The organism is Paenibacillus sp. KS-LC4 (assembly GCF_036894955.1).
Taxonomy (GTDB): Bacteria; Bacillota; Bacilli; order Paenibacillales; family Paenibacillaceae; genus Pristimantibacillus.
Genome location: NZ_CP145905.1, coordinates 3,389,933 through 3,412,538, shown reverse-complemented (window position 1 = coordinate 3,412,538; position 22,606 = coordinate 3,389,933). Strand labels below are relative to the sequence as shown.

The window sequence follows — 22,606 nt, the reverse complement described above, 5'->3', positions numbered from 1 at the left end:
AACAATAGATTACGTCCAATAACTGACTTTGAAAAGTTGGAAGGGTCGAAACAAAGCGCTACTGATATCTACATCAGTAGCGCTTTGTTTCGTTTTTTTATCGACTTTTTCAAATAATAGATATTAAACCCGATTATATTATTTATATAAGGAAAATAATGATTAAAAAAGTGATTGAGTCGTGGTGAAACATATAAGGAATAAAAGGAAATCAATCTGGTATAAGAATTTGTATTGCCTCTTATTCTAGGAGCAAGTTAGATAGTGTGCAAAAAATAATTAAGTTGACGAGGCGACAGTTTGAGAAGTATTTTTACAGCTTCTATAATCACAAGGATACAAAGTGACGGTGGCACAAGCAAAAGATAATTTCAGGGCTGTTCTAGTTGTAGTGGGACATAGCTAGTTGTTCAAGCTATCCGAAGTATCGGCATTCCGAAACAGTCTAAAAAGGGGTTTAGAGAACAAGACAATCAACTGACAAAATAAAAAGCTGCATTCAACCCACTTTATTAATGGGCAAGGATGCAGCTTTCTTCATGTATGAAGAGTAAGAAAATCAACGATTAGTGGAAATCCCGGAACAAGCCAATGACTTTTCCTAAAATCGTAACATTTTTCAGGCGAATAGGTTCCATTGTTACATTCTCAGGTTGAAGACGGATATGATCCTTCTCGCGGTAAAAGGTTTTGACTGTTGCTTCATCATGCTCAGTCATAGCGACCACAATATCACCGTTAGTAGCGGTTTGCTGCTGGCGCACAATAACGTAGTCGCCGTTATGTATGCCTGCTTCAATCATGCTCTCGCCAATGACATTAAGAATGAATACATCATCATCGCCTACATAATGAGAAGAGATTGGAAAATATTCCTCAATATTCTCGGTAGCGGTAATCGGCACGCCTGCAGTAACTTTACCGACGATCGGCACGTGAGTAACGGCAGGACGGATAATTCCGTCAACATCTTCCTGATCTAAAATTTCGATAGCACGAGGCTTAGTTGGATCACGGCGGATAAGTCCTTTCTTCTCTAGACGATCCAGATGACCATGTACGGTTGAACTTGAAGCAAGTCCAACTGCTTCTCCAATTTCACGTACGGAAGGCGGATAACCCTTCTCGCGAACTTCGTTCTTTATAAATTCCAGAATCGACTGCTGGCGATTGGAAGCTTTAGACAACACGATCACTCCAGTTCATGCACTCTAAGGTGAGTGCGACATGATTTTTGTATGAGTATTTATTTCTCAAATTATAACATGGAACCGTCGTTCGTACAAACATAAGTTCTTAAAAACAAAAGTTCGCATTGCCTGTTGACCACAAACAAATGTTCGTGTTAATATCAAAACAGAACAAACGTTTGGGAGTGAGCGCAATGATCATTTATCCAGAATCCTATTCATCTATTTTTAAAGAGAAAGCGCCTGTTAAAGTGGTAAAGATGAAGTCGCAAATCAACATGGGTGCAATTAGCAGCTATGCTTTGAAGCTGGCAGTGTGTCTAGCCCTGTTTATTGTATTGTTTTCTGGTTTTTTACTAATGCGTACAGAGGCTTCAGTGAATCATGTTGCACCAGCAGCTGCTGGAGAGCAGACGGTAGTAGTTGCACAAGGCGATACATTATGGGGGATTGCCCGTAAATTTTCGGACAGTTCTGACGATATACGCTGGTCCGTCTTTCAAATACGGGAGCGGAACCAACTGTCGTCGCCGGATATATGGCCGGGGCAGAAGCTAGTTATCCCTTCATCCTAGTGGCGTTTAGCAGCAAACTACTGTGATTTAGAAGTGTATTGCAAGGATTCTGCTTTATAGCTATCCTATAGTTGAACTTTGGGGCTCAGGAAGTGCCAATAGGCTATCTAAATACAGAATAGATCGGAACAATGATAGTATTATCGTTGTACGATCTATTCTGTATTTAATTGTAGGCTCGTTTTCTTGAAATATAGGAAATGATATGACTTTTTCATCCTTTCTCTATATTTCTCGGACTGAAACGTGCTGCGCCGCCACAGGACGGCGACAGCCTTTTCACCTTGACAACAGCGCATTAGTAATGTCAAAGTAGAAAGAGTTTGGGAAAAGTACAGCAAGTGAGGTGAGCAACGAATGGAAGAGCTTATTGCAAGAATTAATGAATTATCCCGTAAAAATAAAACAGTCGGTTTGACGCCCGAAGAACTGACGGAACGGGCTGAGCTGCGCAGTAAATATATGGAGCAGTTTAAAAGTAATTTTCGTCAGCAGCTTGATACGATTAAGTTTGTAGAAGATGAAGAGAATGAAGCGGAAGACGAGAAGCCACAGCATTAATCATTTTAATGGGAGAGGCGGGCTTTATTTATGAAATACCAATTGCTTGGACGTAGTGGACTGGCTGTTTCTGAACTTTGTTTAGGAACAATGACGTTTGGAAATACAACGAATGAGCAGGATTCGCTTGAAATGATCAATCGTTTTGTGGAGCGAGGCGGTAATTTTTTAGATACGGCTAACGTTTATGTAAGTGGACGCTCTGAAGAGATTGTTGGGAAAGCGATTAAAGGGCGGCGCTCGGAGATGGTCGTTGCGACGAAAGTTAGAATGACAACTTCGCCTGATATTAATGGAGTAGGCTTATCCCGCAAGCATATTATGGACGGCGTTGAAGCGAGCCTTAAGCGACTGCAAACCGACTATATTGACTTGTATCAGGTTCATGTATGGGACCATGCTACTCCGATTGAAGAGACGCTGCGGACGCTCGATGATCTTGTCACAGCAGGCAAGGTGCGTTACATTGGCTGTTCCAACTTTTTTGCGTGGCAGCTTATGAAATCCTTGGCTTGGAGCGATGCTAATCGTTATGTTCGCTTTGTTTCCTTGCAGCCTCAGTATAGCCTTGTCAGCCGTCAGATGGATCGCGAAATGATGTCGCTTTGTCTGGAAGAAAACGTAGGTGTTATACCGTGGGCTCCGCTTGGTGGCGGTTTTCTGACAGGCAGGTATGATCGCACTGAGCCGACAGAGGGCAGATTGACTAGCAAAATAGGCGAAAGCGCTTGGGCAAATCGGGCAACTGAGCACAATTTTGCTGTTTTGGATGCTGTAGCAGCAGCTGCCAAGGAGCTTGATAAAACACCTGCTCAAGTTTCATTAAATTGGCTGTTGCAGAGGGAAGGTATTACGTCCCCAATTTTTGGAGCCAGTACGCTTGCACAATATGAGGATAATATGGGAGCTGTCGGTTGGTCGATGCCAGAAGAGGTGTGGAATCGTCTGGACGAGGTCAGTGCGCTTGCCGAAGACTATCCGAATCGTTTTATTGCAAAATTCAAACGCCCGTTTTAACAGAGTGCAACGAAAGCTATAGATAACAGTGTTAGTCTGCATCGCTTGTCAAGCGAGATAGATGAAGCTTGATTTTGTGCCGCGGCAATATGAGGAGGAACGATTTTGTCACGTACATGGGAGCGCAAAGTGCGCCGAAATACGAATCAAATTAACAAAAACCGCAAAAAGCAAGGCGGTCCGAGCTTCAAGCCTGCTGGACCCCAGTCAGATCGTTTTGTTGGTCGCAGCTATATTGCGCCGATTTTGCTCCTGCTGTTTATTGCCATGTACGTTATTCTTGCACAAATGGACCCGCAATTTAAGTTCGACACCTTGCTGGGTGTGACGATTGGCTGTTACGTATTTCTGGCAATTGTGTTTTTTTTGCGGCGCCCGTATATTACAATCGGAAAAAACTATGTTCAAACTCGCAAGCTAACCGGTGACAAGCGTCTAGGTGCAGAAGCGATCAAGACGATTCGCGTACAGCCTGGCTATGTGTCGATTGAACCGCAAAAAGGGTCGACATGGGCATTTTCACGAGTATTTCATCGGTATCCAACGGATGAAATTAGCGCGAAATTAGAGCAGTTTGCCAAAGAAAACGGTATAACGTACGAACAAAAATAAATCGAGCAGGAGAGTCTGTGAACAATGGCAAAGCTAGCGGTATTATTTGATTTGGATGACACGCTGCTATGGGATGACCGTAGTGTGCAAGAAGCATTTGATGCGACCTGTCAAGCAGGTGCGGAAGCAGCGGGCGTAGATGCGATAGAGCTGGAGGAAGCTGTCCGCAAGGAGGCTCGCAGCCTATATGAATCGTATGAAACGTTCCCTTTCACGAAAATGATCGGAATTAATCCTTTTGAAGGCCTATGGGCTAACTTCCGTGAGGGAGAGCAGGAAGAGTTTAGAAAGCTGGAGCAGCTTGCACCAACTTACCGTCGTGAAGCATGGACGAGAGGGCTTAAAGCACTTGGCGTTGACGATCAAGAGCTTGGTGCCAAATTGGCGGAGCAGTTTCCGGCAGAGCGCAGGGCGCGCCCAATCGTTTATGATGAAACGTTCCGGCTGCTAGATGCGTTAAAGGGTAAATACAAGCTGCTGCTGCTGACGAACGGTTCTCCAGATTTGCAGCAGGAGAAGCTTACAGGCGTTCCACAGCTTGCCCCTTATTTTGATCATATCATTATTTCTGGTGCTTTCGGAGAAGGCAAGCCAGCAGCTTCGATTTTCCGCCATGCACTGGAGAGCCTGGGTATTGAGCCGGAGCAGGGCGTTATGGTTGGGGACAAATTGACTACGGATATTCTTGGTGCAAATACGATTGGAATGGATTCGGTATGGATTAATCGCCATGGAGTTGTTCGCTCGGATGAAATTGTGCCTACATATGAAATTAAGCATTTAGAAGAACTGCTTCCGCTGTTGGCATAATCGCGTATACTTGCGCCATTGCTGCTGCATAAGTATAAGAAGAAGCCCCTTGGTCCATTGTGTGAAATGGGTCAAGGGGCTTCTTCGTGTTTAATGATGAAAGTCAATTATAAAATGATTAAGCTTTGATGAAAGCAGGGTCTTCAAACGGGTGTGCAATCCAGCCTTCTGTTTCTATAAACAGGCGAACCGCAACGATTTGACGATTGTCCATCAAGGTAAAGAAGTGAGGAATCGTTTCTGGAACGGAAATAACGTCGCCAGCCTCCAATTCAACGTCGAAATAGCCAACCTCTTCGCTGCCTTTAATAATAAAGATGCCGCGTCCGGCTGTAATCGCACGAACTTCATCTTCAGTGTGCGTGTGCACTTGCTCGAAACGCTTCAGAATTTCATCAAGACCTGGAGTGGCGTCCGAAAGGGCAACGATATCCCATGTTTTGTAACCGCGACGCTCGGCAAGCTCACGAATTTCAACATCGTAAGTAGCGAGAATTTCTGCCTTCTCTTCATCGGATAATACAAATTTATTTTGCAGATGGCCTGGCAGCTTGCTAGCATCCCAGTGTTCGTAAAGGACTTCTTGGCTTTCTAAAAATGCGCGAACATTTTGCTCGCCCGATATTCTTTCCTCAGTATTGCGAATTCTAATCTCAGCCATCACAATTCCCTCTTTTCCTATTGAAATTAAATGTTATATTAAATATATACTGATTATAATGCAAAATCAGTTGATTGTCGATTGCAATTGCTTTTCACATTGCGACGATTCTGTTAAACTGAATTTTAGTGATTTTCACAGGAAGGGTGCAGGAAATTGTCGAAACCAACCATACAAGAAATGATGCAAAAGCGGATATTAATTTTGGACGGCGCAATGGGAACGATGATTCAGCAGGCTGATCTTACCGAGGATGATTTTGGCGGCGAGGATATGGATGGCTGTAATGAAATACTCGTGCTGACGCGTCCTGATGTCATACGGACTATACATGAACAATATTTAGAGGCAGGCACAGACATTTTGGAAACGAATACGTTCGGAGCGACGAGCGTCGTGCTGGCTGAATACGATATACCTGAAAAGGCGCGCGAGATCAACTTAGCTGCGGCAAAAATTGCCCGTGAAGCGGCAGATAAATATTCGACACCTGAGCATCCTCGATATGTAGCAGGAGCGCTTGGACCGACGACGAAGACGCTTTCTGTAACGGGCGGGGTTACTTTTGATGAACTAGTAGACAGCTATTACGAGCAAGTGATTGCACTTATGGAAGCGGATGTGGATGCTTTGCTGCTGGAAACATCCCAGGATACGCTTAATGTAAAAGCGGGCAGCATTGGCATTCGCAATGCATTTAAGACGATGGGACGAGAGCTTCCGATTATGATTTCGGGAACGATTGAGCCTATGGGAACGACGCTGGCCGGTCAAAGCATTGAATCCTTCTATATTTCGCTTGAGCATTTGAAGCCAATATCCATGGGCCTGAACTGTGCGACAGGTCCTGAGTTTATGCGAGACCATATTCGTACCCTAAGCGAAATTGCCAATTCGGCAATCAGCTGTTATCCGAATGCAGGCTTGCCGGATGAGAACGGGAATTATCATGAGTCCCCGGAATCACTGGCGAAAAAAATGTCTGCTTTTGCCGAGCAAGGCTGGCTGAACATTGCTGGCGGCTGCTGCGGAACGACGCCGGACCATATCCGCGCACTTGTCGAGACGATGTCAAAATATCCGCCGCGTACGCAATATGGCGAGCATCCTGCAGCTGTATCCGGCATTGATACCGTATACATTGAGCCTGAAAATCGGCCGATTATGATTGGAGAGCGTACGAACATTTCCGGTTCACGGAAGTTCAAGCGACTCATTAAAGAAGAGAAGTTTGACGAAGCTTCGGAAATTGCCAGAGCGCAAGTAAAAGGCGGAGCCCACGTTATTGACATTAACCTACAGGATACAGATATTGATGAAGCATATGCTGTTCATCATTTTATACCGGAAGTCGTCAAGAAGATAAAAGTACCGCTCATGCTTGATTCGACTTACGATCATATTATCGAGCTTGGCCTTAAATATTCACAAGGCAAAGCGATCATTAACTCCATCAATTTGGAGGATGGCGAAGCGAAATTCGAAAAAATTCTTCCCCTTATCCATCAATATGGCGCCGCAGTCGTTATGATTTTAATTGATGAGCGGGGTCAAGCGGTTAGCCGTGAAGCGAAGCTTGAAGTGGCTGAGCGCTCCTACCGTTTGCTGGTGGATAAGTATGGCATGAACCCGGAGGATATTATTTTTGACCCGAATATGTTCCCGGTTGGCTCTGGTGACCCGCAATATATTGGCTCTGCAGTGGAGACGATTGAGGGCATCAAGCTAATTAAAGAAAAATATCCGCTTGCCAAAACGATTCTTGGTCTCAGCAACATTTCATTCGGCTTGCCGGATGCGGGCCGCGAGGTGCTGAACTCGGTTTATTTGTACCACTGTACAAAAGCGGGACTCGATTATGCGATTGTGAACACCGAGAAGCTAGAGCGGTACGCCTCGATTCCAGAAGAGGAGCGCAGGCTGGCGGAGGAATTGATTTTTAATACAAACGATGAGACGCTTGCGGCTTTCGTTGCAGCCTTTCGTGAGAAGAAGGTTGTCAAGAAGGAGAAAATCTCCAACCTGACGCTGGAGGAAAGACTTGCTTCATATGTGGTAGAAGGCACGAAGGAAGGGCTAATCCCTGATCTGGATTTGGCGCTTGCCAAATATACGGCGCTGGAGGTCATTAATGGACCGCTCATGCGGGGGATGGAAGAGGTCGGCAGACTGTTTAATAACAATGAGCTGATTGTGGCAGAGGTGCTGCAAAGCGCAGAGGTTATGAAAGCTTCGGTTGCTCATTTGGAGCAGTTTATGGAGAAGGATGAATCATCCGTAAAGGGGAAAATTATATTGGCGACGGTAAAAGGCGATGTGCATGACATCGGCAAAAACCTCGTTGAGATTATTTTGTCCAACAACGGCTACAAAATTATAAATCTCGGCATTAAAGTGCCGCCTGAGAAGCTTATAGAAGCATACCGTAATGAGAAGGCGGATGCGATTGGGCTATCTGGCCTGCTCGTCAAATCGGCGCAGCAGATGGTCGTTACGGCTCAGGATATGCGCAGTGCGGGCATTGACGCACCGATTCTGGTCGGTGGTGCGGCGTTGACCCGAAAATTTACGAAAACGCGAATTGGCCCAGAGTATGACGGTTTGGTGCTGTACGCCAAGGATGCAATGGACGGGCTTGATATTGCCAATAAGCTGATGGATAAGGATCACCGTCAACGGATGGAAGATGAAATGGCCGAATACAAAGCATCGGGCGGCGAAGAAGAGGTTCAAAGTAAAGAGCTGCCTAAGCTTACCCGGATTGAGCGCTCCAAAATTTCTGTAGACGCGCCTGTGTACATTCCGCCTGATTTGGATCGCCATATTTTGCGCGATGTTCCGCTGCCGCATATTATTCCTTATATTAATATGCAAATGCTGCTCGGTCATCATCTAGGGCTGAAGGGCAATGTGGAAAACCTGCTGAAGGAAAAAAATGAGAAGGCGGTTCATCTCAAAGAAACGGTTGACGGCATTTTGCAAGAAGGAACGACGAATGGAATTTTGAAGGCGCACGGCATGTATCGCTTCTTCCCGGCGCAGTCGTCAGGCAACGATATTATTATTTACGACGCGAACGATCATACGAAGGAAATCAAACGCTTCACCTTCCCGCGTCAGCAGGTAGAGCCGTTCCTTTGCTTGGCGGATTTTCTAAAGCCAGTAGATAGCGGCATTATGGATTATGTCGGCTTCCTCGTCGTTACGGCTGGAGAAGGCATTCGCGAATTGGCGGGGCAATGGAAGGATCAAGGCGACTACTTGCGTTCGCATGCCCTGCAATCGGTGGCCTTGGAAGTGGCGGAAGGTCTTGCTGAGCGCGTTCACCATATGATGCGGGATATTTGGGGCTATCCAGATCCGCATACGATGACGATGAAGCAGCGTCATGGCGCCCGTTATCAAGGGATTCGCGTATCGTTTGGCTATCCAGCATGTCCAGATTTGGAAGATCAAGGCCCATTGTTCGAGCTGATGAAGCCGGAGGATATTGGGGTTGAGCTGACAGAAGGCTTTATGATGGAGCCGGAAGCATCGGTATCAGCGATGGTATTTTCACATCCGGAAGCGCAATATTTTAACGTTGAAAAGGTTGAGCGTTAGGCGCATAAATAACAGCATGAATAGCAGGGAGAGCCTCCGTAAAATCGTTTTTAACGATTGGCGGAGGCTTTATCCTATTTTTGAACAGGGGGCGGTAGGAGCATGGAAATTTGGTTTCTTGGAACAGGTGCGGGAAGGCCGTCGAAAGAACGAAATGTGACGTCGATCGCGCTGCGGCTGCCAGAGCCAGAAGGCGGGCTATGGATGTTTGATGCAGGCGAAGGCACTCAGCATCAGATGATGCGATCTCCGCTGAAAATGGGCAAGCTGAATGCGTTATTCATTACGCATCTGCATGGTGATCACACCTTTGGCATTCCGGGACTGCTTAGCACAAGGTCTTATTCCGGGGGCAAAGGCCCGCTCCATTTGTTTGGTCCTGTGGGCATTGAAGAGATGGTGCGAACTGCGCTGCGGCTGAGCGGAACCCATGTGGATTACGAGCTTATCATAACCGAGATCCATAGGGATGGCGTTATTTTTGAGGATGAGCGATTCATTGTGGAGGCGTGGTCATTAGATCATCGCTTGCCCTGTTATGGCTATCGCCTGCTGGAGCGCGATTGTCCAGGCAAGCTTAATACAGAGCGCTTGAAAGCGCTTGGTGTTCCGTCAGGGCCGCTATATGGCAAGCTCAAGCAGGGAGAGGATGTAGAACTGCCGGACGGCACGACGGTGCGTGCTGCTGATGTAGCTGGAGCTCCATTGAAAGGCAGAATTATTGCGATTGCTGGCGATACCAGCCCATGTGCCAACATGGCCCGGCTTGCCGAAAATGCAGATTTGCTCGTTCACGAAGCGACGTTTGCGGCAGGACAGGAAGAAAAGGCGCATGAATACGGCCATTCGACGACGGTTGAAGCGGCGCAGGCTGCGAAGGATGCTGGGGTGCGGCAGCTTATTATGACGCATTTCAGCTCGCGCTTTATGCTTGAGGATATGCCGATGCTGGAGGAAGAGGCTCAGCGTATTTTTCCGCAGTCGGAAGCGGCCTATGATCTGTTTCATGCTAAAATAGCACGGCGCAGCGACTGCTAGTCATTTACTGCTTCTGCTCAGCCTAATATACGACAGCCACGGGTACCCCTTACGAAATCAACATATGCTGAAAATAATGCGTTGACAATAGCCCCTTATGATGGCTGTGAACAGCAGTTTACACATCGGGAGGCTGATTCGTTATGGATACAGCAAGCCATTTATTGTTCGGCGCAACACTAGGGGGACTCGCGATGCTTGACCCTGCGCTGGCTGCGCAGCCAGCTGCAATGCTTGCCGTAGGGACGGCGACGCTGCTCGGCAGCCATGCACCGGATTTTGATACGGTGATGCGCTTAAAAAGCCAAGCGGCCTATGTTCGCCATCATCGCGGTATTACGCATTCGTTGCCTGCACCCGCCGTTTGGTCGTTGCTAGGGTGGCCAATTGCGTGGCTTTATGGCGTGCCGGAGCTGGCCTGGCAAGTTGTAGGCTGGATGTTCGCAGCGGTCTGTTTTCATATTCTGCTGGATTTGTTCAATTCCTTTGGGGTGCAATGCGCTAGACCTATTTCGCAAAAATGGCTTCATTTAGATACGTTATGCCTGTTTGATCCGTATTTGTTTGCCTTGCATGGGTCAGGCTGTATTCTTTGGGCATCTGGCATAGCCGTGCCAGGTCCGATGTTTGCCATTATTTATACCATAACGGCTCTCTACATCGGATGGAGGCTGCTAATAAGCCGAAAGGTGAAGCGGCTGCTGCGGGAATGCTTGGGCATCCGTACAGGCATAACGCTTGTACCATCACTGCTTGGCTATAGCTGGCAGTTTACGGCAGACTGCGGCGACCATTACGCAGTAGGCACCGTTGCCGGAGGCTTGGTTCAGATTGAGACGACAGTAAGCAAGTCGAATGACGCAGAGCTGGCTCCAGTCGTACATGCGGCGATGAACGAAGAGGGTGTAAAAGCGCTGTTGTCCTTTTCCGAACGTGTACATGTGCAAGTGCAGAAGAAGCTTGACGGTTATGAAGTTACGTGGAGCGATGTGCGTTTTTGGAATAAGCAGCAAATGCCGTTTGGGGTAGCTGTGACGCTCGATGCAGATATGAAGGTGCTGAAGCACCGACTAGGCTGGAATAAAAAAACGTGGGAGCCACCCCACGTTTAATCCTGTTTTTATTAGTAGAACAGCTAACGCTCTATTAAGGGGGTTAGCTTTTTTTTGCCACAAAGAGGGGAGCGATGACGGATAGGACGGAAATAAGTACAATGAGTGTCAGAAAGCTGATTATTTGCACCATACCGGGCAGGAACACGGTCAAGATAATGAGAAAGCCGCCCCAGAAAAATAATTTGGCTGCAAGCTGATGTGCTTTGCGCCATCCCTTTTCGTTATCTAGCGTTTGTGGTGTTCTGATGCCGACAAAACGATTGGACTTCATACGCGGCAAGTAGTTTCCAATCGTAATGTACAAAATGCCGATAAACGGAATAACAATTATTTGAATATTTAATTGAACGCCATAGCCATACGCGATGGTAAAGCCTTGAAGCGCTGTTAGGCCAAGCATCAGAACTTGACTGATGATTTCCGTGCTTTTAAGGGTGCTGTCGCTTGCTGCAAGCTTGGGGTCGATTTTCGGCAAATATTTAAACAAAAGCATAAGCAGCACCATAATGACCGGGATAAGAAATAGAGCAAACATTTTGCCGGCATACCGATCTGGTTCGCCATATGCATTCCAATGCACGGGCAAGGTGTCAGGCAGAGAAGAGTAGAAGATCATCCCGGCCATAAAAGATAGTGCGATAATGAGCCAAGTCCATGTGTTCTTTTTCATTGTTCATCGTTCCTTTCCAAGGTCAGGTCGTTCATTTTGGTTAGGCTTTTATTGAAACGAAGCAATCCATTTGAGCAAATCCTGAAAAACAGTCGTATTTAGCGAGTAGTAGATATGCTGCCCTTTACGCTCATCCGACACCAGCTCAGCCTGCTTAAGCAAGCTTAAGTGATGGGAGATGCTCGGCTTAGTCATTTGAAAATGTTCAGCAATTTCTCCCGCTGTCAAATCCCGCTCTTTCAATAAATCAAGTATCGTTCGTCTCGTCGGATCGGATAATGCCTTAAACGCTTGGTTAATCGACAATGAGGGATTGCCTCCTTTCGATATTTAGATAATTATCTAATAATCTAATATACACACATTGTAATCGTCATGCCCTTAGTTGTCAATAAACGGATACCCAAAAAATAAAATTGCAGGCCGAACATGTATTCTTGTAAAATGAAAGAAGCAAATAAACATGATAAGTCAGGATACAAGGAGAGAAGCAGTCATGAACCGCTGGACGGGAAAGACCTCGGGACTCGAGGAATGGCTGGAGCTGCTGAAGCACGATCAAGATATTATGGACAATATCACCCATTGGCGGACGATTCCCCCGCGCGAGGCTAGTACCGCGACATTGCCTGCGGATCTGCATCCGAAGCTTGCGGAAGCGCTGCGCACAAAGGGGATTAATGAACTATATACCCATCAGGAGACGGCTTATCGGTTCGTTCGAGAAGGCCATAGCATTGTAGCGGTTACCCCGACTGCCTCAGGCAAAACGTTATGCTATAATTTGCCGGTGCTCCAGTCATTATTGGAAGATGATGAAGGACGAGCGCTATATTTATTTCCGACGAAGGCGCTGGCTCAGGATCAGGTGGCTGAGCTTCAGGCGCTTGCCAATCTGATGGACGTTGATCTCAAGACGAATACATACGATGGGGATACCCCTCCAACGGCGAGGCAAATCATTCGCAACGCTGGACATATCGTCGTGACGAATCCGGACATGCTGCATTCGGCGATTTTGCCGCATCATACGAAATGGGTTAAGCTGTTTGAAAATATTAAGTATATCGTGATTGATGAGCTTCACGCATACAGAGGCGTGTTTGGAAGTCACGTTGCCAACGTGATCCGCAGGCTCAAAAGAATTTGCCGATTTTACGGGTCTAATCCGCAATTTATTTGCGCTTCAGCGACCATTGACAATCCTGCCGAGCATGCGGCCAAGCTAATAGGCGAGCCTGTGCAGCTCGTAGATAATAATGGTGCGCCAACGGGCGAAAAGCATTTTATATTTTATAATCCGCCTGTTGTGAACAGGCAGCTTGGCATTCGCCGCAGCAGTGTGCTGGAGACGAGGAAGCTGGCGGGCTTGCTGCTGCGCCAAGGCGTGCAGACGATTGTATTCGCCCGCAGTCGGGTGCGTGTGGAGCTGCTATTGACCTATTTGCAGGACATTATAAAAGACAAGCTTGAGGCGAAAACCATCCGCGGCTATCGCGGTGGATATTTGCCTAAGCTGCGCCGGGAAATCGAACGCGGTCTGCGCAGCGGGGAAATCCGCGGCGTCGTTAGCACGAATGCGCTGGAGCTCGGTATTGATATTGGGCAGCTGCAAGCTTGCGTGCTGAACGGTTATCCGGGCACAGTAGCAAGCACCTGGCAGCAATCGGGACGTGCGGGACGACGCCAGGGCAGCGCGGTTACTTTTTTAGTGGCGAGCAGCAATCCTTTGGATCAATATATGATTCAAAATCCTGACTTTTTTTTCAATCGGCCGCCGGAGCGTGCACTTATTCATCCTGATAATTTACTTGTGCTCATTGACCATGTGAAATGTGCGGCATACGAGCTTCCTTTTGAAGAGGGCGAGAAATTTGGGGAGGAGTCGCTTGCGGACATGATGGAGTTTTTAACGGAGGAAAAGGTGCTGCACCGTGCAGGCAGCCGCTGGTACTGGATGGAGCAATCGTTTCCCGCCCATAACATTTCGCTGCGCTCCGCGGCGCAGGAAAATTTTGTTATCATTGATATGACGGAGGGCAGCCGCGTACTCGGTGAAGTCGATCGATTCAGCGCTCCGACGCTTATTCACGAAGAAGCGATATACATTCATGAGGGCGTGCAGTATCAAGTAGAGAAGCTGGATTACCCCGAGAAGAAAGCTTATGTGCGCAAAGTCGATGTCGATTATTACACGGATGCGAATCTCGCAGTTGAGCTGAAGGTGCTATACGTAGACAAAGAGCGCGAATCGGGCGAGCTCACGCGGCAATACGGCGAGCTGGCGCTGAATGCGAAGGCGACGATTTTCAAAAAAATTCGGCTGCGAAGCCATGAAAATATTGGCTCAGGCCCTATTCATTTACCAGAGGAGGAGCTGCATACGAGCGGCTACTGGTTCTCGTTTAGCGAAGAGGCTGCCGCGCGCAAAAGCAAAAATGAAATGCAATACGCCTTACTGGGCATTGCGAATGTATTGGTTCATATTGCACCGCTTTATCTAATGTGCGATCCCTATGATATTCGCGTCGTGCCGCAGGTGAAGGCTGTGCATACACAGAAGCCGACGATTTATTTTTATGACAGGTATCCAGGCGGTATCGGCCTTAGCGAGAGATTGTTTGAGGTGCATGATGAACTGATCCGGCAGGCAAAGTCGCTCATTCGCGGCTGTACTTGCTTGAGCGGCTGCCCTGCTTGTGTCGGACCCATTGAAGAGGTCGGACTGCTGGGCAAGGAGCAGGCACTTAAGCTTCTGGAGGAAGCGGAGGGAAATATATGAGCAGTTTGCGAGAGCGAATGAATCGCCTGCGCAGCAGCGCAACTGGAGCGGTTAGCAGCACAGGAGGAGCACCGGCGGGTGCAGGGGAGCCGCTCTCTCGAGAGCCTGAGTTAGAAGTCACTATAGAAGGCTCCCTAGAAACCATAATAGAAGATAATAAAGAAACCAACCTACTAGCCAATAGCAAAGCTAATGAACTTGACGCTTCCCATACTGCCAGTTCGGATGGCGCTGTTTCACAATCAGCAACAGAAGAAACAGAAGCAGGCCCCGAGCAGCTTCCCGAGAGCTGGCTTGCTATGGGAGTCAAGCTGAAAACCAATGAAGTCGGCACCTTCTTGCTGCGTGAAGTGAAGTATGCCGCCGCTCATCAGCATGGCATTCACCGACTCTCGGAGCTTAAGGAGGCGAGCAAAGGGCTATCTGCTTTTCACGGGGATCAGATTAGCGCAGAGCACCTGCTCATTCTGGATTTGGAGACGACCGGCCTTGGGGTCGGGACGGGAAATGTGCCGTTTATGGTCGGCATCGCCTACTGGCAGGAACAGCAGTTCATCGTAGAGCAGGCGTTAATTCGCCATCCGGCTGAGGAGCGAGCTATGCTCGCCTATTTGAAGGAGAAGCTGACGACCTATGCGTATTTAGTAACGTACAATGGAAGAACATTTGATTGGCCCGTTATGCTGAACCGCTTTATTTTGAATGGCTTTGGCAGCAAAGTGTGGGCGCCGCTACATCTGGATTTTCTTCATCCTGCGCGAAGCATTTGGCGCAATACACTTGCATCTTGTAGGCTCAGTCATGTGGAGGAAGAGCGGCTTGGCATCGAACGCGTGGATGATGTGCCGGGCTCGCTTGCCCCGCAGCTGTATTTTCAATATTTAGCCGATCAAAACCCGGAGCCGCTGGCAGGTGTATTCCGCCATAATGAAATCGACATGCTCTCGCTTGCAAGCTTGGCGATCCGTTTTGGGCATTTACTATGCGGTGAAGCTGGCCGCGGCCCCCTTCCGATGCCGGAAGAGCCAGAGGAAATCGTTCGAACAGGACTATGGCTGGAGAAGATGGGACAGGCGGAGAAGGCAGAACGCCTATTCTCGGTGGCGGAGCAGCATCCAGGCATGACGCTTAATGCTTTGCTGCTGCTCGCTGCGCGTGACAAGAAGGCTGGAAATTGGCGGCGAGCTGTGTTATTGTGGCAGAAGGCTGTAATGTTGCCGCTCAAATTTGGGGCAAGCGACGACAGTGCCTTTATCGAGCTCGCTATGTATTACGAACATAAGCTGAAAGATTATGAGTCGGCTTTATTATATGCGGACGAAGCGCTGCAGATGGCGCTTAGCCATCCGCTTCGGGGGCGTCAGACTGCCAAGCAGCGGGCGGAGCTTGCAGAGCTTCGCAAGCGAACATTGCGCTTGCAGGGCAAGATAGGAAGGAAGCTGGGGAATCATGGGACATAATTTGCCTGCCATGCGAGGCTTGCTCATCGATCTCGATGGCACGCTTTATCATGGAACGAGAAGAATTGATGGTGCAGATGCCTTACTGCGCAAGCTTAAAGAGCTGAAGCTTCCTTACCGCTTCGTTACGAACAATTCTTCGGCTACGCCGGGAGATGTAGCGGAGCGGTTAAACAGGATGGATATTCCGGCGGAGAAGCAGGATGTGTGTACTTCGGCGCAGGCTGCTGCTGAATATGCAGCCTCGCTAAAGCCGGGGGCTTCTGTATTTGTTATTGGGGAGGCAGGTCTGCGCGCGGCTATTGAAGAAGCGGGCTTGCGGCTAACGGAAGAACAGCCGGATTTCGTTATTCAAGGTATCGACCGCGAGCTAAGCTATTCGCGGCTTTCACTTGCGGTTCGCTATATTCATGGCGGTGCTCCATTTATTTTAACGAACCCGGATTTGCTGCTTCCTTCAGAGGGCGGTTTAATGCCGGGGGCTGGTTCAATTGGAGCGATGCTGCAAGCAGCAGGGGGCAAGGAGCCGATTGTCATTGGCAAGCCGTCCTCTATCTTGATGGATTATTCTTTAAAGCAATTGGGTCTTCCGGCTGCGGACACTTGGGTAATCGGCGACAATTTAGCTACGGACATTGCGGCTGGCCGTGCTTCGGGCTGTGGGACACTGCTCGTGTTAACAGGACTTACAACAGAGAAAAATTATAAGCACTATTCGGAACGCGCAGGCTGTGAACCGGATAAAATATGTAGAAATTTAGATGAACTGATCTCTTATATTACGGAAACTACGGACAGCTGTCATAGGGATAGCGTATAGACAGGAAGGAAGCGAAGCAGCAATGCCGGAATTGCCGGAAATAGAAAATTATCGCGTATTATTAACAGAACGGCTCGCAGGAGACCGAATTACAGGCGTGCAGGTGCTGCAAGAGAAGCTTCTAAATGTTTCTGCTGAGCAGTTTGACGAGGCGCTTACGAATAGAACGATCTGGTTTGTTGAGCGCCGTGGCAAGCATCTGCTGCTGCATCTTGATAACGGCAAACGTTTGCTTGCGCAGCTCGATGCTGGTGCGGCGCTGTTTTATGGGCAAGGCGATGAACGCCCGCAGCGCGAGGCGCAAATTGTCATTCAATTGGAAAAGGGAAGCCTTTATGTTTCAGGTATGCGTCAGGGCTTCGTGCATCTATTATCAGTAAAGGAAACTGCGCAGGTGCTGGCAGAGCTCGGGCCAGATCCTTTCGATAAGAGGCTGACGCTTGAAAAGTTTACCCAGTTGTTCCGTAAAAAACGCGGAGCACTAAAGGCCGCACTGGCTGATCAGCAGGTAATCAGTGGAATCGGCTCCTATTATGCCGATGAGATTGCATATGCTGCCGCTGTTCGCCCGGATATCAAAATTCCGCTTATTCAGGAAGAGGCATGGAAGCGTCTTTATGAGGCGATGCACGCCGTACTGAAAGAAGCGGCCGGTAAGGGAGGCAGCGTGGAGCAGCCACTTACGATGGATGACAGCCTGACAGGCGGCTATTACACACAGCGACGTGTCTATGAGCGTGCGGGGGAAGCATGCGGTACTTGCGGTACCCCAATTGAAGTTGTCGGTACTGCTGCACGCAAGGCATTTGTATGTCCTTCCTGCCAAACGGAGCAAGAGGAAAGCTAAAGTCGCGAACGGGGGAATCGTTCATGATTCATCTTTTTTTAGACGATTACAGGCATTGCCCAAAAGGGTTTGTTCTTGCTTTGAATGCTGAGCAATGCAAGCAAATTATTGATACAGAAGACATTGATATTTTATCTCTTGATTATGACTTGGGCTGGAACCAGGATACGGGTGCAGAGGTTGTTCGCCATATGGTGAGCACGGGACGTTATCCGAGGCAGGTATTTCTGCACACCTCCAGCGCGGCAGGGCGGGTACAAATGTACCAGATGCTGTACGCCCATGCACCGAAGGAAACGAAAGTGCATAATGGGCCGATGCCGTTCTCGCTGCTGGAGGAAATTGCTTCATTGTAAAGGTTTGTGTGATGTTAGGGAGGTGGCGTTATGAGCCGGTGGATTGGTACGGCTAATCAAGGATATGCTGTCTATGCGGTAGAAGAGCTGAGGCGTTTATTAGGCCAGCTGAAAGTGACACAGCTTGCGGCTGGTGAAGTGTTTTTATTTGAAAGCCCGCTTTCAAGGGAAGAAACCTTGGAAGCGGTTCAGCGGCAGCAGCCGATTTTTTTGCGGCATTTGCAGCCGGTTGACCGTGTCATTGAGACAAGCGGCAATGCGGATGATTTGGAAGAGCTGTCCAGAGTTGTGCGGAATGCACAGCTTTCTTTTGTGGACAAGCAGGTATCCATTCATTTGCGCAAGGCGAAAATAACCGACTACCCGTATTCTGCAGCGGATACGAAAGCGGTGCTGGATGCGGTACTCGAAGAAATCGGTGCCGAATCCGCCAGACAAAAGCCAGATATGATTTTTGCGATATATGCAGCATTCGGGCAGCTTTATGTAGGCTTTGGCACACCAGGCGAGATGTTGTCTGATTGGCCGGGTGGCGCGGTGCGTTTTCAACGGGAGGAAGGGCAAATTTCCCGTGCAAAGTTCAAGCTGCTTGAAGCGGAGCGGGAGTTTGGCTTGAATTATGAAACATTCCAGCAAGCGCTGGATATAGGTGCAGCACCAGGAGGCTGGACATCGCTGCTGCTGGAGCGTGGCCTTCGAGTAACGGCCGTCGACCCTGGCGAGCTGCATCCTTCGTTGAATGGACATTACGCTTTGACCTATCATAAGCGTAATGCAGCGGATGTGAAGCTGCCCGCCGAAGCCTATGATTTGCTCGTCTGCGATATGAGCTGGAGTCCGATGCAAATGAGCAGGCTCGTGCTTGACCTCCAGCAGTCATTGGCTCGTGAAGCTACAGCGATTATTACAATTAAGCTTATGCACCGCAAGCCGCTGCAAACGATTCGAGATGTGTCAGAGCGGCTCAGCTCCGCTTTTACAATTGAGAGGGCAAAGCAGTTGTTCCACAATCGCGACGAAATTACACTGTATTTAAAATATCGTAAGGCCTAGAACTAGAAGCAATAGGTGATGAGCGCTCCAATCGGAGCGCTTATTTTCGATAAGGGGGCAGTTCCTTTGCGTAATATGAGAGCGCTTTATGCGAATTTGCGTATTAAACATAAGCTGTTTCTTCTCCTCTCCGCCGTTCTCCTAACCGTTGCGGTTCTTGGCGGCGTACTTCAGACATATGCCTTCGACATCTACGATCAGAAAATCTATGAGCAATCTGCCAAAGCGTTAAGTCTCTCTGCTGTAAGCATTGAGAATGAGCTTCGAAAAATCGAGCAATTGTCCTATACGATAGCAACAGACACCAAGGTACAGGAATATTTGCGGACCATTAAGAGCGGTGGAACGGAATACGATAATTACGTGCTTCAAGTCAATATTCAGGATCGCGTCGTTAATTTGGGTGGTTTGGATAAATATATTCATTCCGTTCAGCTATATGATGTGCATGACAAGGCATATGCAATCGGTGTACGAACGATAAATTTATCCCGTGAAAGACTAGAGCGGCTTAAGCTGGAGACGAAGCGAAATGAAGGGGGCAATACATGGGTGGCGCCTGGTGAAAATGACAGTGCATTGTCGGCTGCCCGTGAAATTCGCAGCTATAAAAATTTGGATATGGATTATTTAGGCACCATTGTTGTGCGTGTGGATGCGGTTAAGCTGTTTCATGACTTGTCAGCCGGACTTGACAGCAGTGGAGCCAATATGATGATTGCCAGAGGTGCGGAACTTATATATCCGGACAATGCTATTTTTCCCATTGAAGAGCTTGTAAGTTTGACAGCGGGCACCAGCGGATACCGCATTATGGAGCGTGAGGGCAATTCCTTTTTTGTCACCTATGTCGCCTCCAATCGAATGAATTGGCATTATTATACAATTATCTCGTTTGATGATATTTTTCGCAATTTGGTAGGGGTCAAAAATTTCGTTATTGCGGCCTTTGGCTTGCTGTTTATTATATCGGGCATATTCGCGCTGAGGGTTGCTAATGGCATCACCAAGCCGATTGAACGGCTTAACGCCAATATGAAACGCATTCAACAGGGGTATTTTGATTATGTCGAGGCCCCGGCGGAGCGGGCGCTTGCAATGGATGAGGTTGGCCAAATGCAGCGAAACTTCCGTATTATGGTCGAGCGAATTAATGAGCTCATTCATGAAAACTATGTCAAGCAGCTCGCAATCAAGGATACGCAGTACAAGGCGTTGCAGGCGAACATTAATCCGCATTTTTTGTATAATACACTGGATTCAATTAATTGGAGCGCTAAAATGAGCAATCAGCTGCAAATTTCACAAATGGTGGAGGCGCTCGGCTCCTTGCTTCGTACGTCGATTAACCTGAAAGAGTCGATTATTCCACTGCGGACGGAGCTGGAAATTGTCAATCATTACATTACGATTCAAACGTTTCGCTTTGAGGAACGCCTTGATTTCAAGCTTGATGTTCCGGCTGAGCTGCTCACTTGTGGCTTGCCGAAGCTGGCGCTGCAGCCGCTAATTGAAAATGCCATTCATTATGGATTGGAAGAAATGGTTGACACCTGTACCATTAGCATTCAGGCTTATACAGAGGAAGATTACCTGTACATCGTTGTACGGGATAACGGGCCTGGCATGGAGCAGGCGTATGCCGATAAGCTGTTAAGCGGCGAAGCGAGGGCGAAAGGAACCGGGCTTGGGCTGCGAAATATTGATGAGCGAATTAAGCTGCTGTATGGTGAGGAATATGGCCTTCATGTGAGCAGCCAGCCGAAGGAAGGGGCGGCAGTCAGCTTGAAGCTGCCTTACGAAAGGAAGGATTAGCTTGTTCAAAGTGCTGTTGGTAGACGATGAGCGTATTATTTTGGAAGGGATTTCACAAATTGTACCGTGGGCAAGCTCCGGGGCAGAGTTAATCGGGACAGCCAGAAATGGTCTGGAAGCGTTGACTTTCATAGAGGAACAACAGCCTGATATTATTATTTCAGATATCAAAATGCCAGGCATGGATGGTCTTCAGCTCGTAGAACGGGTGAAAGAGCTGTATCCTCAAATTGCCTTCATTTTGCTTTCTGGGTTTAGTGAATTTGACTATGCACGTACTGCGATGACTTATGGAGTCAAGCATTATTTGCTTAAGCCTTGTAATGAGACGAAGATTACGGAGGCGCTTACGGAGGTTATCGAAGAACTCCAATCGCAGCTCACGCAGCATCAATTCGTTCAAACGATTCAAAACGAGCTGACCAGAGTGCTGCCCCATGCGAAAGCGCAGTTTCTTAAAGAGCTGGTTACGAATAAAACATATGGCAAGCGCGATTGGGATACGTACCGCCGAATGTTTCATATTACGCATGAGACTTTGCCAATCAGGCTCATATTGATGCAGGTGGAAGGAATGTTCGAATACGAGCATATTTTTGCGCTGACGAACATTGCCGAGGAAAAGCTTGGCGAGGAGATCGTTCTGCTTAGCACAACGATTGGTCGTCACGTCCTGCTGCTTATTCAGGAAACGGAGCAGCAGGAGCAGCTGTTCGCTCGGCTATCAGGCATGAAGGGCACCTTCACTGATTTTTATAAGCTTGAAACGACGATTGCTGTCAGCGGCGCCGGGGAAATTACCGATGCTCGCAAAATGTACCGCGAGACGCTTGAATGTCTGAACTTCCGCTTTCATGTAGGGGAGGGGGCGATTATTACGCCGCAGGATCTTTCAACCGCTGCGGCGGAGCGGCTTTCGAGCTTTGACTATGACGAAGAACAGCTTGGCATGGAGCTTAAAGCGGGTAACTGGGAAGCAGCGAGCGAGGAATTGGGGCGTTTTTTTCAATTGCTGGCCGATCAGCGCATGGATACGGTGCTGACGAAATCATATGTCATTCCGTTCTTCGTTTCCATTGCTCGGCAAAGTGCACCAGAACGCTTAAACGATTATTTGCAAATGCTGGCACGACTTGACGAGCTGGAGACGTTGAAGGCTATTGAAGCTTTCGTGATTCAGGCGGCTAAAGACATCTGTGAGGCGAATTTTGACTCATTTTCCAGCAAGCAATCGACGGTTATTAAAAGAATGATTGAGGTCATCGCATCGAATATAGCTGATCCCGCATTATCACTCAACTGGGTAGCCAATGAAATTTTATATATGAATGCTGATTATTTAGGCAAGCTGTTCAAAAAAGAAACGGGCGAGCGTTTTTCAGCCTACGTCATGAAGCTGCGTGTGGAGAAGGCGATGGAGGAAATTGGGCGGACGGAGGACGTTAAAGTATTCGAGCTGGCCGAGCGTTTTGGCTTCGGTGACAACCCGCAATATTTTAGCCAAGTTTTTAAAAAACATACCGGGTACACGCCATCCGACTACAAGAGATCACTATAACCGTATAGTGATCTCTGTTTTTTTAACAAAAAAAGCGGTTTTCTTTATTAAGAAAACGCATTC

Annotated in this window: 20 protein-coding genes; 16 read left to right on the top strand and 4 right to left on the bottom strand. The window is 48.0% G+C overall.

Annotated elements, in window-relative coordinates; all coding sequences use genetic code 11:
* Positions 1-566: 566 nt before the first annotated feature.
* Positions 567-1,187 (bottom strand): transcriptional repressor LexA, encoded by a 621-nt coding sequence (lexA, locus tag V5J77_RS14320; protein WP_046232543.1) that lies wholly within the window; start codon positions 1,185-1,187, stop codon positions 567-569.
* A 197-nt stretch (positions 1,188-1,384) separates the two neighbouring features.
* Here lexA and V5J77_RS14315 point away from each other — a divergent pair, with 197 nt between their 5' ends.
* The 5 genes from V5J77_RS14315 (at position 1,385) to V5J77_RS14295 (ending at position 4,765) form a co-directional block, all read left to right on the top strand.
* A complete protein-coding gene (locus V5J77_RS14315; protein ID WP_338551514.1) occupies positions 1,385-1,765 on the top strand; it encodes a LysM peptidoglycan-binding domain-containing protein in 381 nt (126 codons plus the stop codon).
* 357 nt (positions 1,766-2,122) lie between these two features.
* Positions 2,123-2,326, top strand: a complete 204-nt coding sequence (locus tag V5J77_RS14310) for a DUF896 domain-containing protein (protein WP_338551513.1) — start codon at positions 2,123-2,125, stop codon at positions 2,324-2,326.
* Between the two features lie 30 nt (positions 2,327-2,356).
* The gene (locus V5J77_RS14305) at positions 2,357-3,343 is read left to right on the top strand and encodes an aldo/keto reductase (protein ID WP_338551512.1); all 987 of its coding nucleotides are present in this window, start codon (positions 2,357-2,359) and stop codon (positions 3,341-3,343) included.
* Between the two features lie 105 nt (positions 3,344-3,448).
* The gene (locus V5J77_RS14300; protein ID WP_338551511.1) at positions 3,449-3,955 is read left to right on the top strand and encodes a hypothetical protein; all 507 of its coding nucleotides are present in this window, start codon (positions 3,449-3,451) and stop codon (positions 3,953-3,955) included.
* A gap of 24 nt (positions 3,956-3,979) precedes the next feature.
* Positions 3,980-4,765: an HAD family hydrolase gene (locus V5J77_RS14295; RefSeq protein WP_338551510.1), complete on the top strand. Its 786-nt coding sequence runs from the start codon at positions 3,980-3,982 to the stop codon at positions 4,763-4,765.
* Positions 4,766-4,883: 118 nt separating this feature from the next.
* Here V5J77_RS14295 and V5J77_RS14290 read toward each other — a convergent pair whose 3' ends face one another.
* Entirely contained in the window at positions 4,884-5,426 is a 543-nt protein-coding gene (locus tag V5J77_RS14290) for an acireductone dioxygenase (RefSeq protein ID WP_338551509.1), read from the bottom strand.
* A gap of 156 nt (positions 5,427-5,582) precedes the next feature.
* On the opposite strand from V5J77_RS14290, the gene metH reads away from it, so the two are divergent.
* The 3 genes from metH to V5J77_RS14275 all read left to right on the top strand — a co-directional run bounded on the left by metH (position 5,583) and on the right by V5J77_RS14275 (position 11,179).
* On the top strand, positions 5,583-9,029 hold the full coding sequence (gene metH / locus V5J77_RS14285) for a methionine synthase (protein ID WP_338551508.1): 3,447 nt from the start codon (positions 5,583-5,585) through the stop codon (positions 9,027-9,029).
* A gap of 102 nt (positions 9,030-9,131) precedes the next feature.
* Entirely contained in the window at positions 9,132-10,067 is a 936-nt protein-coding gene (rnz, locus tag V5J77_RS14280; RefSeq protein ID WP_338551507.1) for a ribonuclease Z, read from the top strand.
* Between the two features lie 143 nt (positions 10,068-10,210).
* Entirely contained in the window at positions 10,211-11,179 is a 969-nt protein-coding gene (locus V5J77_RS14275) for a metal-dependent hydrolase (RefSeq protein ID WP_338551506.1), read from the top strand.
* A 43-nt stretch (positions 11,180-11,222) separates the two neighbouring features.
* Here V5J77_RS14275 and V5J77_RS14270 read toward each other — a convergent pair whose 3' ends face one another.
* Together V5J77_RS14270 and V5J77_RS14265 are read right to left on the bottom strand one after the other, a co-directional pair.
* Complete coding sequence (locus tag V5J77_RS14270; RefSeq protein ID WP_338551505.1) at positions 11,223-11,852, bottom strand: DUF1648 domain-containing protein; 630 nt, start codon at positions 11,850-11,852, stop codon at positions 11,223-11,225.
* Positions 11,853-11,900: 48 nt separating this feature from the next.
* On the bottom strand, positions 11,901-12,152 hold the full coding sequence (locus V5J77_RS14265) for an autorepressor SdpR family transcription factor (RefSeq protein WP_338556803.1): 252 nt from the start codon (positions 12,150-12,152) through the stop codon (positions 11,901-11,903).
* Positions 12,153-12,348: 196 nt separating this feature from the next.
* On the opposite strand from V5J77_RS14265, the gene V5J77_RS14260 reads away from it, so the two are divergent.
* The 8 genes from V5J77_RS14260 (at position 12,349) to V5J77_RS14225 (ending at position 22,543) form a co-directional block, all read left to right on the top strand.
* A complete protein-coding gene (locus tag V5J77_RS14260; RefSeq protein ID WP_338551504.1) occupies positions 12,349-14,634 on the top strand; it encodes a DEAD/DEAH box helicase in 2,286 nt (761 codons plus the stop codon).
* A complete protein-coding gene (locus V5J77_RS14255) occupies positions 14,631-16,094 on the top strand; it encodes a ribonuclease H-like domain-containing protein (protein ID WP_338551503.1) in 1,464 nt (487 codons plus the stop codon). The genes V5J77_RS14260 and V5J77_RS14255 overlap by 4 nt, the downstream gene beginning before the upstream one ends.
* Entirely contained in the window at positions 16,084-16,914 is an 831-nt protein-coding gene (locus V5J77_RS14250; RefSeq protein ID WP_338551502.1) for a TIGR01457 family HAD-type hydrolase, read from the top strand. The genes V5J77_RS14255 and V5J77_RS14250 overlap by 11 nt, the downstream gene beginning before the upstream one ends.
* A 22-nt stretch (positions 16,915-16,936) precedes the next feature.
* On the top strand, positions 16,937-17,761 hold the full coding sequence (locus V5J77_RS14245) for a DNA-formamidopyrimidine glycosylase family protein (protein ID WP_338551501.1): 825 nt from the start codon (positions 16,937-16,939) through the stop codon (positions 17,759-17,761).
* 23 nt (positions 17,762-17,784) lie between these two features.
* Positions 17,785-18,117, top strand: a complete 333-nt coding sequence (locus tag V5J77_RS14240; protein ID WP_338551500.1) for a cyclic-phosphate processing receiver domain-containing protein — start codon at positions 17,785-17,787, stop codon at positions 18,115-18,117.
* Positions 18,118-18,147: 30 nt separating this feature from the next.
* Positions 18,148-19,170: an SAM-dependent methyltransferase gene (locus tag V5J77_RS14235; RefSeq protein ID WP_338551499.1), complete on the top strand. Its 1,023-nt coding sequence runs from the start codon at positions 18,148-18,150 to the stop codon at positions 19,168-19,170.
* 75 nt (positions 19,171-19,245) lie between these two features.
* Positions 19,246-20,985, top strand: a complete 1,740-nt coding sequence (locus V5J77_RS14230; protein ID WP_338556800.1) for a histidine kinase — start codon at positions 19,246-19,248, stop codon at positions 20,983-20,985.
* 10 nt (positions 20,986-20,995) lie between these two features.
* Positions 20,996-22,543, top strand: a complete 1,548-nt coding sequence (locus V5J77_RS14225) for a response regulator (protein ID WP_338556798.1) — start codon at positions 20,996-20,998, stop codon at positions 22,541-22,543.
* The last annotated feature ends 63 nt before the right edge of the window (positions 22,544-22,606 follow it).